This is a genomic window from Verrucomicrobia bacterium CG1_02_43_26, from assembly GCA_001872735.1.
GTDB lineage: Bacteria > Verrucomicrobiota > Verrucomicrobiia > Opitutales > CG1-02-43-26 > CG1-02-43-26.
The window spans coordinates 13,099-26,723 of the sequence record MNWT01000004.1 but is presented as its reverse complement, the minus strand read 5'-3'; the positions used below and the strand labels follow the sequence as shown (position 1 = coordinate 26,723).

Sequence of the window (13,625 nt, the reverse complement as noted above, 5' to 3'; positions counted from 1 at the left end):
TATCGAGCTCAGATTGATTTTGACGCTATAGATAATTTTTGTCATTCTCTTTTATAAGTGTTTTTAACTTATGAAAGAGAATGAGTACTGTTATTCAAGGTATGCGGCCAAACGCTATCAAACCCGTGTTGTTAACGTAGGCAATGTTCCTGTTGGGGGAGGAAATCCCATCCGCATTCAGTCCATGGTTAATACGCCAACTTTGGATGTTGCAGCAACCGTAAAGCAATCGATTGAACTTGCGGAAGCAGGGTGTGAGATTATTCGCATCACTGCGCAAAATGTCTCAGCAGCTAAAGCATTAAAAGATATCCACCGCGAATTTCGAGCAGCGGGCTTCGATAATCCCCTCGTAGCCGATATTCACTTCTTGCCCAAAGCGGCGTTTGAAGCGCTAGAGCATGTTGAGAAAGTGCGCATTAACCCCGGTAACTTTGCAGACAATAAGAAGTTTGCTATCAAAGAGTATTCGGATAATGAATACGAAATCGAATTGCAGCGCCTGCATGACGAGTTTTCGCCATTGGTGAAGCGAGCTAAGGAATTGGGTAAATCCCTGCGTATAGGCACAAATCATGGATCTCTTTCTGATCGCATCATGAATCGCTATGGGGACACGCCACTAGGTATGGTAGAGTCTGCATTGGAGTTCTTGCGAATCTCGGTTGATTATAATTACCATGACATCATTCTCTCGATGAAGGCGAGTAACCCGAAGGTTATGATCCAAGCCTATAGACTTATGGTAGCGCGTATGGCTGCAGAGAACATGAATTTTCCGCTTCACCTAGGTGTGACGGAGGCCGGTAACGGGGAAGATGCCCGCGTTAAAAGCGCCATAGGTATCGGGTCTCTACTAATGGACGGTTTGGGCGATACGATCCGTGTTTCTTTAACGGAAAACCCAGTCTACGAGATTCCGGTAGCCCAACAATTAGCCAAAATGGCTGAAGATCTTTGGAGCCTTAATCAAGAGAAGCGTGCTTTATTGACAGGAGATTCTATAGACCCTTATACGTACACCAGGCGCGATACGGTTGTTATTAACGCTGCAACTAAAGCACCTATTGCGAGTTCCGAATTTCCAAGGGTATTCGTAGCGATCGATTTTTCAGAAAAAACGCCTGAAAAAATAGCGCAGGAAATCTGCCGCATGCACAATCGTTTACCGGATAATAAAATTGAGGGCCTATGCTTTCGTATTGAAAACGAGCAATCCTTGGAATCCGTCTTCCATCTCAACCGTATTTTAAAAGACACCATTCCGTATTTTGTGCTAGAACTGAGCGTGGATATGGATATTTCCCTTTTAAAGAAACACGTTTGGGACGATACCACCCGGTGGTTCTTTACGCAACGCCTTGCCGATCAAGCGGCATTTCAAAAGCTCCAAGCCTTTACTTCAAAAGCAAAAAATAGAATCCTGGCAATTGATGCTCCTATTGCGCTGCTGCCTGAAATCTGCACTGAGCTAAAAACAAACAATACCACATTTGCCAATATTGTTTTCACATCCTCTCAAAACGAGCCAGGATACCACGCTATGGGTTCATATCGTGAGCTGGCGGAAGTTCTGAAAACAGAGTCGATAAATGCTCCTATATGGATACGCTCAACCCGTGATAATGCCTTTGGTAATAACGGCCATTTTAGAGAAACCATTTTACAGGCATCGATTCATATGGGCAGCCTGCTCTGTGATGGTATTGGGGATATCGTCAGTATTGAAAACTATAACGATATCGAGCGCACCGCGATTTTAAGCTATAACATCCTCCAAGGTTCTCGACTGCGATTCACCAAGACAGAATTTGTTTCCTGCCCCTCTTGTGGCAGAACGCTCTTTGATCTTGAAACCACAACCGATAAAGTACGTGAGAAAACCGAACACTTAATCGGTGTGACGATTGCCATTATGGGTTGTATCGTAAACGGTCCTGGTGAGATGGCGGATGCGGATTTCGGTTACGTGGGCGGGGCTCCCGGTAAAATTAATTTGTATGTGGGTAAAGAATGCATCAAATACAACATCCCGGAAGCGGAAGCTGTAGATCGTTTAGTGGATTTGATTAAAGAGCATGGTCGTTGGGTAGAGCCCAAGGAGATTGTCAAAGAAGAAGAACCCCAGGGGGTAACCTGTTAATTGAGCATTTCGCATTTTCCGTTTGCTTGAACCACTTGTTTTTATACATTTAGGGCATGGATCAAGAGCGTATTTTATGTGTCACTGTTTATATTATTAACGAGAAGAATGAATTTCTTTTTTTGCATCATAAGAAGCTAGGTAAATGGCTTCCTGCCGGTGGGAAAGTAGAGCCAACGGAAACCCCGGATGAATCTCTGCACCGTGAGGTTTTTGAAGAAACTGGCCTAGAAATTAATTTAATAGGGGAGGGGGATACTCCCGTAGACGGCGGTCTTGCTAAACCCTGGGGCGTACAACTCAACCGCGTGTCCCCCATTAGAGATCACGTGGATCTTGTGTACGTGGGGGTGCCTAAAAAGAGCAATGCGCAACCGATTCTGAATGAACGAGAAGCCTTTGCGATTGAATGGGTATCGGTCGATAAGATTGATGCCATTGATACCTTTCCCTCCGTTCGCCAATGGGTGCAGTTAATAGACGATTCGGGTGTCCTTGGCGCTGCTTTTTAGTAACTGTTTTTGAGTTAAAAAAGATAAGGGAGCCGACTTTTCAGTCAGCTCCCTTAAAGGGTTGACGGGCCGCCTACCCCTAAGCTGCCCGTCATTTTTTTCTACTTGATCTCGTTACTTGTTACCCCAACTCCCGCGGGAGATATTCACGAAATGAATCGTGAATAGATTGTTGATTCTGCATCGAGAAGAAGGAGACGCAAGTTTTTTTTTAAAATATTTTTTTAAAAACTGTAACCCTTTTTTAATAAAAGAATTGTGATGAAAAAAAGAATCATTCCTTATTTCCATTTTCCTATTCGTAAACAAAAGAACTACATGTCGCTGGCGCTTTGCTGGCTTTTGGCCCAGACAAGAACAGCTGCAACTGGCTCTATAAGCTCTTCCGGTATGTAGTGGAATTCGGGTGTCTGCTGGTAAAGAGAGTGGGCTAGTGGCACATCGCGCATGATAGGTATATCGTTTTCCAGAGCGGTTTCGATCATTTTCTTTGCCATATGGCCTTTCCCTTTGGCCATGACCATGGGGAGCAGTACCTTGCCTTCTTCGTAATAAATCGCAATCGCGTACTCTGTTGGATTGGTAATTAGCGCGGAAGATTTTTTAACAGCCTCCACATTATCGCTCATGGCAAGTTCTTCATGGAGTTGCCTGCGTTCTCCCTTGATGAGGGGATCCCCTTCCATTTCCTTATACTCCCGCTTTACTTCGTCTTTCGTCATCATAAGATCCTTTTTGTATTGCCAGCGTTGGAACAGTAAATCCGCAACAGCTACTACAATATACACCATACTTACACTAATTGCAAAATTCTTGAAGACAGGGATCATGACGGCAAAGATCGCATTCAGCCCTGAGAATGGGATAAGCATCAATGGCTGGATCGTATTTTTGATAACATAATAGAGCACTATGCCCAAAAAAATCGTCTTTAGCGTGTTTTTGAGGACTTCAACCAACCCCTTTTTTGAGAAAATACGCTTTAATCCGGCTGCCGGATTCAGCTTTTTCATGTCTGGCTTCATTGGGTCTACGCTGAATACAGGTCCTGTTTGCAAGAAATTAATAAAAATACCCATAATCGCCACTAGCAGCAGCATAGGAACTGTAAGTAATAAAAATAAACTTATCATACCCGCCACCACTTGCGGTAACGCTTCCTCAAAAGGCTGGGACATAAATACAGTGGGCAAAAGAACTAGTTCTTTAAATTTTTCCAACAAGATATATTTAAACATCGCGAAGTAAACGAACATCACGATTAGTAGCCAAGTTGAGCTGACATCCGCGCTTTTGGCCACTTGCCCCTTTTTCCTGGCATCGCGGAGCCGTTTATCTGTTGGATCCTCTGTCTTTTCCCCGGACTGCTTGTCGTCACTCATGCCGCGGTCGAAATAATTAGTTTTTCAAAATATTCAAAAATTTTGTGCGTCTTAATGATTTCTATTTGGAAAAGTTCCGCCATAAAAGACAGGTAGAGAATCAATAAAAAGGCCGCAATGCCACTCTTTATCGGCATGGAAAGGGAAAATACATTTAATTGCTGCGCGAAACGGTTCATCAAACCCAGCCCAAACTCTACTAAAAAGAGCACTATGGCAATGGGAGCGGCTATCAAAACAAGCGTCTGCATCAGGTAGTCCATTGAGTTTAGAAAGGCCGTGGCTACCGCTAAAGATATGTTGGGGTAAAACGAAAAAAGCGGCCAAACTTGAAATGATTTGTAAAAAAAAGTCAGGAAAAGGACAAACCCCCCTAGTGTGAAAAATAAAAAGATAAAAAACTTATTAAAAAGCGACCCCAAAGGTGTTGTTGTGCCGCCGACCATGGGGTCAAAAATTTGTGAAATACTCGCTCCACGTTGCGTATCCAAGAAGTTTCCCGCGCCCTCCGCGGCCCAAAAGGCCAGAGATACCACAAAACCCATAATAACTCCCAAGATAACTTCCTTTACCATCAGTAGGCCTATCTGCGCATAGGTTAGCTCCCCAGGCGTATACCCATAGATCACCATCGGCATAACAATGACGATCAAGTTAATCGAGACCACTATTCGAGCCATGCCTAGAAAAAACTGCTGACTAAAGAAAGGCGCAATAAGGGTAACGCCCGTAATCCGCCCCAAGCTAAGCGTCAAGACAATGATAAACTGCTCCAAGCTATTGATTTCACTCATTTCGCGTATAGATGAAAAGAAGTAAACAAATAGTTAGAGTACTTGTATAGTTCCGCAGTCATCCAACTAGCTGAAAAAAGAAGCACTGCTATGACCACGATCAATTTGACCGCGAAACCCAGTGTCTGTTCTTGTATCTGCGTCAACGCTTGTACGATACTCACGCCTAAGCCGGCAACCGTAGCGATCACAATAGCGGGCATGGAAAGCAGGAGAACCAGGACCATTCCTTTGATCGTAAAGTCGATTATGATGGATTCAGGCATATAATTTGGAGGGCATGAGCCTACTTAGGTTAAGTATAAGCAAGATAGATAGCCTTCGCCAATCTTTTTTACTCATTCTGTCCATTTTGGGTAAAAATTTTACTCTAAAAAAAACTAACGAATATGACATTAGAACATTGACCTATGGTCTTTAATTTTTCATCATCTCCTTGTTGCATCCCATATGATCTATCAATGAGATATCATTTTAAAACAACCATAACCTCAATTATAATCCTTTTTGCCATGGCTTCTGGAGCATTTGCTTCGACAGAGGCCGTAAGCCCGAAAGCCTATATTTTGTATAGTATTGGAGGTCTCCATATTACTAATTCAATGGTGACGAGTTGGGTTGTTTCTTTGCTTATTATTGTTGGAATCCGTTGGATGGCCGGAGGCAGGCACCCCAAGCTTATCCCTTCAAAGGGACAGGCGGTTATCGAAAGTATGTTGGATGGGGTGAAGGATATTATTAATCCGATTGTTGGGAAAAAAGTAGCAGATAAAGCATTCCCTCTGCTCATCGGTTTTTTCTTTTTTATCTTAATACAAAACATCAGTGGCTTAATCCCAGGAGTTGGTACATTCGGCCATTATGATGAAAGTGGGCATTTGCTCTACTATTTCAGGCCCGGTAATGCGGATCTGAATATGACGCTGGCGCTTGCGATTGTTTCCTTCATTGCATGGCTTTATTTTATTTTCCGATATGTTGGATTTAAAGGTGTTGTTTACGATCTCTTTGGCAATAAAGCCGAGAGGAAAGAGGTTCCGGGTTGGCTCTACTATCCTTTGTTTGTGGTGTTTTTCGGTGTTGGTATTATCGAAGTAATTTCCATTTTGTTCCGCCTGGTATCTCTAACATTTCGTTTGTTTGGTAACATTTTTGGGGGTGAGAATTTACTTACCAGTATGCACGGCATCTTTGCCTATATCTTGCCGGTTCCTTTTTACTTCCTGGAAATGCTCATAGCACTCATCCAGGCGCTTGTCTTCACTCTATTAGTAGCGGTTTATATAGGTCTCATTTGTAACCATGGAGATGAAGAAGAACATGCCTAACCCCAGCTTAAAAAATTTCTTGATCGGGACCATGCCAGCAGTAACCAATCTGCAACGTGTGTGGGCGATTAAGATCAATGTTGTTAATTGATAAACTAAGGAAAAGAAAATGTATCAGATACTAGCAGAAATCACAGGTAATATTCACTACGGTCTCCAGGCCGGCCTCGGTTGTATGGCAGCTGCCATCGGCGTAGGCATGGTAGGAGGTAAAGCAGCGGAAGCTGTTGGCCGTAATCCGGGAGCTTCCGGTAAAATTCTCGTCCAAGCGATTATCGGTATGGCGTTGGCAGAAGCTGTCGCGTTCTACGTGTTGTTCTTGGGCCGCTAAGAAGATTTATGACTGGCGCTGTCGCCAAAGACCGCGTCGGTCATCTTTCCATAAATAAAATAATATGATCGATTGCTTATTCACTATTGCCGCTACTGGTACTGAAATTGCTCAAAACCCAATCTCTAAGCTTGCGGGACAATTTGGGGTCGAATGGCACCTCCTGATCGCGCAGATGATCAATTTCTGTGTGGTTGCTTTTTTATTGTATCAGTTTGCTTTCAAGCCGGTTATGAAGACAGTCGCGCTTCGGCAGCAGAAAATCACAGAAGGTCTCCAGTATGCTGAAGAGATGAAGCATAAACTTGCGGATGCCGAGAGAGAATACGCGGAAGCGTTGCGTGAAGCTGCGATGGAAGGTAAGAAGATTATAGACGATGCTCGCGAAAAAGCAAAGCGCTTTGGCGAGAAGGAAACCCAAGAGGCCATAGCCAAGGCAGCTGCCATCATGAAGAAAGCAGAAGAGGGGATTGCTCTTGAGAAACAACAAATGTTACGTGACTTGCGTAAAGAGGTCGCTCAACTCGTCATCATGACCACAGAAAAGGTTCTCGATAAAGAACTTTCACCTGCGGAACAAACGCTCTTTAGCGACTCTGCTGTTAAGGAACTGGTAGCACGTAATTAAGAGCATTTTTTGTAATGAAAAATAAAGACAAAACCATACAAAAATGGGCAAAAAGGCTCTTCGCCCTTTCCCTGGATGCCAATGGTAAGCTCTCTGATCAACGGGTTCGGGAGGTCTTGCGCGTTACCGAGGAAAGCCCGCCTAGAAATTATAAAAAAATCCTCAAACAATATTTAAAATACATTGAGCGCGAGGTCGCCAACAATATTGCGATCGTAGAGCACGCGGGTATAGTTAATCCAAATACGCTCAAGCGAGTATATGATAAAATGAACACCTACTATAATAGAGAGCTGCAGTTCGTTCAAAAGGTTAATAAAAACCTCTTGGCCGGTATGCGCGTAAGAATAGGAGACGATATCTGGGATATCTCTGCTCTTGGCCGCCTCAACAAACTTTCCGAAGCTTGCTAACCCTTTTTTTCAATTTTAATTTTAAAGACACCAAATAAATGACAGCGATTATTGAGCAAATCAAAGAAGAAATTAATAAACTCGATACCCGTTCTACTAAAAAGAACGTTGGCCAAATCGTCTCCATCGCCGATGGCGTGGCAAAGCTCGATGGCCTTTCCGAGGCTATGTATAACGAAATGATTGAATTTCCGGGTAATATTTTCGGTCTCGCCCTCAATTTGGAAGAGGATGAAGTCGGTTGCGTTATTTTGGGAGATCCGGCTCATTTAAAAGAGGGGGACGAGGTCAGGACAACCGGCAAGCTCTTATCTGTTCCTGTTGGCAAAGCGCTTTTAGGTCGTGTAGTAAACGCACTCGGCGCTCCAATTGATGGCAAAGGTCCTGTTAACACAGAGGAGACATACCCTGTTGAGAAAACTGCTCCTGGCATCATTCCTAGAAAGTCTGTTACCCAGCCGCTCCAAACCGGTATCATTAGTATAGACTCGATGATTCCAATCGGCCGTGGCCAGCGTGAGCTCATCATTGGCGACCGTTCTACAGGTAAATCAACTATCGCGATCGATACGATTATTAATCAGGCTAATATTAACAAACAAGGCCTCGCTAGTGGTGATCCTGATTTTCGCCCCGTCTATTCTATTTATGTGGCTATCGGCCAAAAGAATGCCAATATCGCGCGTACAATCAAAGTGCTAGAAGATAAAGGGGCAATGGACTATACGATTATCGTAGTTGCTTCTGCCGCGGATAACCCAGCTAACCAATACATCGCCCCTTATAGCGGTGCTGCTATGGGCGAATGGTTTATGGAAAACGGTATGGATGCCTTGATTGTCTATGATGATCTTTCTAAACACGCTGTTGCTTATCGCCAAATTTCCCTCATCCTAAAGCGCCCTTCTGGTCGTGAAGCTTATCCCGGCGACGTTTTCTATCTCCATTCTCGTTTGCTAGAGCGTTCTGCTCGTCTCAATGAGGAAAATGGAAATGGCTCTTTGACAGCTTTGCCAGTTATTGAAACACAAGCGGGCGACGTTTCCGCCTACATTCCGACAAACGTGATTTCGATCACAGACGGTCAAATTTTCTTGGAAACCGACTTATTTAACCAAGGTATCCGTCCCGCGATTTCAGTCGGTCTTTCCGTTTCCCGTGTTGGTTCTGCTGCGCAAATCAAGGCCTTTAAACAAGTTGCCGGTAAAATTAAGCTTGAGCTGGCTCAATACCGCGAACTAGCAGCGTTTGCTCAATTTGGTTCTGACCTCGATGCCCGCACTAAACATCAGCTCGATCGAGGCGCTCGCATCGTAGAACTTTTTAAGCAACCTGCTTTTAGTCCTAAAAAGACTGCCGTTCAGGTTGTTTTGCTCTGGACTGTTCAGAACGGTTACTTCGATGGCGTTGAGGTAAAACACATTGTTGCTGCTGCTAAGTCTCTTCAAGAAACCTTTGAAACAACAAGTCAGGATCTTCTAGATGAAATCGAGTCTAGTGGTAAAATTACTCCAGAAATCGAAACGAAACTCAAATCAAACATCGAGTCTTGGAAAAACACGTTTGTTGTCTAAAGTCTTTACAATAACATGAGCGGAACCAGAGATATATTACGCCGAATTAAGGCAGTCAAAAATACAGGTAAGATCACCAAAGCCATGCAGCTCGTGGCGGCATCCAAGATGCAACGTGCTCAAAATACGGCCAGAAAGGGGAGAGCTTACTCTCTTATGTTGGCAGAAATTCTGGAATCTCTCATTACGAACGCAGATAGTATCGAGCACCCGCTGCTCAATAAGCGTACGGTCAAAAATAGAGGTATCTTGGTGGTCTCAACCGATAAAGGCTTGTGTGGATCCCTTAATGCTAACCTATTTCGCATGATCATTGAGCAAGTTAAAGATTCTGCGAGCTATGTTACTGTTGGCAGAAAAGCAAAATTGTTTATTAGTCGTACAAAACGCGATCTGCTAGCCGATTTCCCCGTCTCTGACCACGTTGAGTTTGCTGAAATTCGAGCAGCGGTTGAGTTTATGTTAAAAGCCTATTTAGAGGGAAAAATCGATACCATCGAGGTCATTTTTCCTCGATTTATTAACACGCTGATCCAGACACCAACAATTGAAAAACTTGTTCCCTTGACTGATTTACATGAAGAGGTGGCTGCCTTACGCAAACGTTTTGGAGAAGAAACCATAAAACCTACCCAGCCTGATTCCGGAGCCATGATCTTTGAGCCGAATGCTGATGCAATGCTTCAGCTTCTCCCTGACATGTTTTTGAAGCAAGAAATCTATCAAATGGTTCTCGAAGCCAAAGCTTCAGAGCATAGCGCTCGTATGGTCGCCATGAAGAGCGCCACCGATAATGCTAAGAACCTGGTAGACGATCTTAGTCTTCAATACAACAAAGCAAGGCAAGCTGCCATCACGCAAGAAATATTAGAAATTGCCGCTGCCAGCGCCGCATAATCGTTAACTTTAAAAATAAAACACGCACAAAAATTTCGTTATGAGTAATGTAGGAAAAATCGTTCAAGTCATCGGTCCCGTTATCGATGTCCAGTTTGATAAAAACAAGATTCCCGAGATCTATAACGCCTTGGAGATCGAGTTCACCGTTTCGGGCAAGAAAAATAAACTCGTTCTCGAAGTCCAGCAAAACCTCGGAGACGGCATGGTTCGCGCAGTTGCGATGTCCTCTACTGAAGGTCTAGTTCGCGGTATCGATGTTATGGATACAGGGGCTCCGATTTCTGTTCCCGTAGGCGAAGAAGTTCTGGGCAGAATTTTTAACGTTACAGGTGATCCGGTAGACAATAAGGGTCCGGTCAAAACCAAAGAGCGCTATCCTATTCACCGTCCTGCGCCCACGTTGATGGATCAAGACACATCCGCTAACATCCTCGAAACAGGGATCAAGGTTATTGACCTCATTTGCCCGTTTATTAAAGGGGGTAAAGTAGGTGCCTTCGGAGGAGCCGGTGTAGGCAAGACCGTGGTCATCATGGAGCTTATTAATAACATTGCTAAAGCGCACGGTGGTTATTCCGTTTTCGCTGGAGTGGGGGAACGTTCTCGTGAAGGTAATGACCTCTATCACGAAATGAGCGATGCAGGCGTTATCGACCAAAATGATATTTCAAAATCAAAAGTAGCCCTCGTCTACGGCCAAATGAACGAGCCTCCTGGCGCTCGTATGCGTGTCGCTCTCTCGGGTCTCACGATGGCTGAATATTTTCGCGACGAGAAAAATCAGGACGTGTTGCTCTTTATCGACAACATTTTCCGTTTCTCTCAAGCTGGTTCAGAAGTGTCCGCGCTTCTTGGTCGTTCCCCTTCCGCAGTGGGTTATCAACCTACTCTCAGCCAGGAAATGGGCGATCTGCAGGAACGAATTACATCTACTAAGAAAGGTTCTATCACTTCCTTCCAGGCGGTTTATGTGCCAGCGGACGATTTGACAGATCCCGCTCCTGCTAATACTTTTGCTCACTTGGACTCTACTATCGTTCTTGAACGTCGTATCGCCGAGCTTGGTATCTACCCGGCTGTGGATCCTCTATCGTCTACTTCAAACGCCCTCGATCCAAACATCGTTGGTGAAGAGCACTTCAATGTCGCGCGTGGCGTTCAGCAAGTTCTCCAGCGCTATAAGGATCTCCAAGACATTATTGCCATCTTGGGTATCGATGAATTGTCTGAAGAGGATAGGCAAACGGTCTTCCGTGCGCGTCGTATCCAGAAGTACCTCTCTCAACCCTTCCACGTAGCCGAAGTTTTTACCGGTTTCCCTGGCAAATATGTTCCTGTAGCAGATACCATTCGTGGCTTCAAAATGATCCTCGATGGTGAGTTAGATGACGTCGCGGAAAACGACTTCTACATGAAAGGCTCAATAGACGAAGTCCTCGCTACAAAAGAAGCCGTAGCTTAAACACATTACGAGAGAGCTCTCAAAATGCCAATCATACTGGAAATTGTAACACCCGCTGGAAAAATCTACTCTGGAGATGCAGAGACCGTTATTTTACCCACAGAAATGGGAGATATCGGTATTCTCGAAGGGCACGTTCCGCTCCTCTGTAACCTTGTACCCGGCGAACTCGTTGTCCATCATAACGCCAGTAAACAGTATTTGGCTGTCGATAAAGGTTTCGCACGCGTTCTGGGGAATACGGTATCTGTACTCACAGAAGCTGCGATCGATGTCCATGAGATAGATATTTCCCTCGCTGTTGAAGCTCAAGCAAGAGCCGAAAAAGCCCTTGCCGAAGCCCGCAAAAAGCCATCAACAGATGCTGCCGAAATCGAGCGCTTTGAATCGATTACACGTTTCGCTGTGGCTCAGCAACTCGTCAAAAAACGGCATTAATCTTTATTTAAGATGCAAAAAACTCCAGCTCAATCGGCTGGAGTTTTTTTTAATTGAAACTACAATAGCTATTAGTGGGAGCACTTACAAGGTGTTGTAAAGCCAGTGTTTACGCAAGGAGTTACCCCTCTTGAAGTCCAAAAAGCAAAACTAAATACTGAAATTAGCATACTGCCAAAAAGAAGATAAAAATCCTTCAAAAGCAAAATTCCTGCGACAACACCAAGCAACTTGTTAGCCGCATTGGTTGTGAAAAAGTTAAGCACAAACGCAGGAAATTTCACGCGATTATACCAACTTTGTGCGCTTTCTTTCCCGTCGTGATTATCAGTTACATTTGCGATCTTTCGATCTCCAACATACTTCTCTAGTAAATAGGCTCCAGAATAGAACGCAGTTGTGAAAAATAAATTCAACGCTCTTTCAGTTGACTCATTCCCTGGCTGGAAAGCAGCTGTAGTATTAATGCCAATAACCGTAGCGCACGCCACCCGAAAAGTTGTTCTGGATAAATCCTTAACCCATCGAATAGCCCTTTCATTGAAGGTACCCACGTTGTTAGTTTTGACCTCTTCATTCTGCTGCTTTTTACAGCACGTTTTCTTTTCTATATTTTTAAGTTCCATAAAAGATACAACCCTCCTAAAAGTTGAATATTATTCCCCAATACAATAGAAAGCAAAACCCCATCATACAATCCCAAAATCTATGGGCTAATATTCACTTCGAAGTATCCCTGCCGAATTTTTTCCTGTCAAAAACTCCCATCATAGCGGATAATGGTCGTTATTATGTTTTTTGCGTTTTTTTTACCGTTAACAGCCGGCCTAGTATACTCCATGGCAGCGCTTACGCTAAAACAAGCAACTACGCCTTCTGGGATTGGTCTCACACGTGTCCTTTTTATCTCGAACCTGATGTTCGTGGTCGTCTTTTCGCCGCTCTTATTGATTGATCATGAGGTGCTAGACTGGTCTCGCTGGCCGGGTTTACTGGAAGCAGGGGTAGCTGTTTTCCTTGGCTCAATATTTCGCATCATGGCCATACGAGCCATGCATGTTTCTTTCCTGACGCCTCTAATGGGCAGCAAGGCTCTCTTTGCAGCAATATTATCTGTTATTCTTATAGGAATGCCGATTCCCTTTAGCTGGTGGCTAGGTGCTGCCATTACAACGGTAGCTGTCTTTATTCTTGGCTTTTCAAGCGGATTTAAGGGGCATCTCGCCATAAAAGGAGTTTTTTATGCCCTCTTATGTAGTTTCCTATTTGCGTCCAGTGAAGTTACCATGGCCAAAGAAGCACACCTTTTTGGTAAGACACCTTTCATTGTCTTCATGGTTATGATCCAAGCGACACTCTCCTTTTTGCTAATCCCTTTTTTTAAACGACCACTCACCATGCTCCCCAAAGGATCCTGGAAGTACACTATTACTGGAGGAGCACTCCTCGGTGTTCAAGCCATGCTTCTTTTCACAGGAATTAGCCAGTCTGGTAATGCGGTTTTGGCAAACATTGCCTACGCTTCCCGGGGCTTTTGGAGCATCCTGCTTGTCTGGTTCCTCGGCCACTGGTGGGCAAATGACGAGCGTGCGCACGGCGCAAAAACCATGATCCGCAGGACCATCGGTGCTTCCTTGTTATTTATCGCCATCGTTATCGTTTTAGTATTCTAAGAAGTGCTTTTCTTTGGGGAATAACACAAAAGGGGATAAATTTCAAA

At 44.2% G+C, this 13,625-nt stretch carries 15 protein-coding genes; 11 read left to right on the top strand and 4 right to left on the bottom strand.

Annotated features, from left to right (window positions below):
* Positions 1 to 70: 70 nt before the first annotated feature.
* Positions 71 to 2,143: a 1-hydroxy-2-methyl-2-(E)-butenyl 4-diphosphate synthase gene (locus tag AUJ82_00340; GenBank protein ID OIO60853.1), complete on the top strand. Its 2,073-nt coding sequence runs from the start codon at positions 71 to 73 to the stop codon at positions 2,141 to 2,143.
* Positions 2,144 to 2,199: 56 nt separating this feature from the next.
* Entirely contained in the window at positions 2,200 to 2,655 is a 456-nt protein-coding gene (locus AUJ82_00335) for a hypothetical protein (protein ID OIO60852.1), read from the top strand.
* 314 nt (positions 2,656 to 2,969) lie between these two features.
* On the opposite strand, the gene AUJ82_00330 is transcribed toward AUJ82_00335, so the two are convergent.
* From AUJ82_00330 to AUJ82_00320, 3 genes are read right to left on the bottom strand one after another with little or no spacing between them, the layout of a single operon-like run.
* Positions 2,970 to 4,037 (bottom strand): hypothetical protein, encoded by a 1,068-nt coding sequence (locus AUJ82_00330; GenBank protein OIO60851.1) that lies wholly within the window; start codon positions 4,035 to 4,037, stop codon positions 2,970 to 2,972.
* Positions 4,034 to 4,831, bottom strand: coding sequence for an EscT/YscT/HrcT family type III secretion system export apparatus protein (locus AUJ82_00325; protein OIO60850.1), 798 nt, complete (start codon positions 4,829 to 4,831; stop codon positions 4,034 to 4,036). The genes AUJ82_00330 and AUJ82_00325 overlap by 4 nt, the downstream gene beginning before the upstream one ends.
* Complete coding sequence (locus AUJ82_00320) at positions 4,828 to 5,097, bottom strand: EscS/YscS/HrcS family type III secretion system export apparatus protein (protein ID OIO60849.1); 270 nt, start codon at positions 5,095 to 5,097, stop codon at positions 4,828 to 4,830. Before AUJ82_00320 ends, AUJ82_00325 begins: the two co-directional genes overlap by 4 nt.
* Before the next feature lie 246 nt (positions 5,098 to 5,343).
* Between AUJ82_00320 and AUJ82_00315 the strand changes: the two genes are divergently transcribed.
* From AUJ82_00315 to AUJ82_00280, 8 genes are all read left to right on the top strand, one after another.
* Entirely contained in the window at positions 5,344 to 6,159 is an 816-nt protein-coding gene (locus AUJ82_00315) for an ATP synthase F0 subunit A (protein OIO60848.1), read from the top strand.
* A 109-nt stretch (positions 6,160 to 6,268) separates the two neighbouring features.
* Positions 6,269 to 6,490 carry an ATPase gene (locus AUJ82_00310; GenBank protein OIO60847.1) on the top strand — a complete coding sequence of 74 codons (222 nt, stop codon included), beginning with the start codon at positions 6,269 to 6,271 and terminating at the stop codon, positions 6,488 to 6,490.
* Between the two features lie 64 nt (positions 6,491 to 6,554).
* On the top strand, positions 6,555 to 7,118 hold the full coding sequence (locus AUJ82_00305; GenBank protein ID OIO60846.1) for an ATP synthase F0 subunit B: 564 nt from the start codon (positions 6,555 to 6,557) through the stop codon (positions 7,116 to 7,118).
* Between the two features lie 14 nt (positions 7,119 to 7,132).
* Positions 7,133 to 7,531 (top strand): hypothetical protein, encoded by a 399-nt coding sequence (locus AUJ82_00300; GenBank protein OIO60845.1) that lies wholly within the window; start codon positions 7,133 to 7,135, stop codon positions 7,529 to 7,531.
* A gap of 38 nt (positions 7,532 to 7,569) precedes the next feature.
* A complete protein-coding gene (locus AUJ82_00295; protein OIO60844.1) occupies positions 7,570 to 9,105 on the top strand; it encodes a F0F1 ATP synthase subunit alpha in 1,536 nt (511 codons plus the stop codon).
* Positions 9,106 to 9,120: 15 nt separating this feature from the next.
* Positions 9,121 to 10,002, top strand: a complete 882-nt coding sequence (locus AUJ82_00290; GenBank protein ID OIO60843.1) for an ATP synthase F1 subunit gamma — start codon at positions 9,121 to 9,123, stop codon at positions 10,000 to 10,002.
* A 40-nt stretch (positions 10,003 to 10,042) separates the two neighbouring features.
* Positions 10,043 to 11,467 (top strand): F0F1 ATP synthase subunit beta, encoded by a 1,425-nt coding sequence (locus tag AUJ82_00285; GenBank protein ID OIO60842.1) that lies wholly within the window; start codon positions 10,043 to 10,045, stop codon positions 11,465 to 11,467.
* Between the two features lie 24 nt (positions 11,468 to 11,491).
* The gene (locus tag AUJ82_00280; GenBank protein OIO60841.1) at positions 11,492 to 11,905 is read left to right on the top strand and encodes an ATP synthase F1 subunit epsilon; all 414 of its coding nucleotides are present in this window, start codon (positions 11,492 to 11,494) and stop codon (positions 11,903 to 11,905) included.
* Positions 11,906 to 11,976: 71 nt separating this feature from the next.
* Here the strand turns inward: AUJ82_00280 and AUJ82_00275 are convergent, their stop codons facing one another.
* Positions 11,977 to 12,531 (bottom strand): hypothetical protein, encoded by a 555-nt coding sequence (locus AUJ82_00275; GenBank protein OIO60840.1) that lies wholly within the window; start codon positions 12,529 to 12,531, stop codon positions 11,977 to 11,979.
* A 153-nt stretch (positions 12,532 to 12,684) separates the two neighbouring features.
* Between AUJ82_00275 and AUJ82_00270 the strand changes: the two genes are divergently transcribed.
* A complete protein-coding gene (locus AUJ82_00270) occupies positions 12,685 to 13,578 on the top strand; it encodes a hypothetical protein (protein ID OIO60839.1) in 894 nt (297 codons plus the stop codon).
* Positions 13,579 to 13,625: the final 47 nt, after the last annotated feature.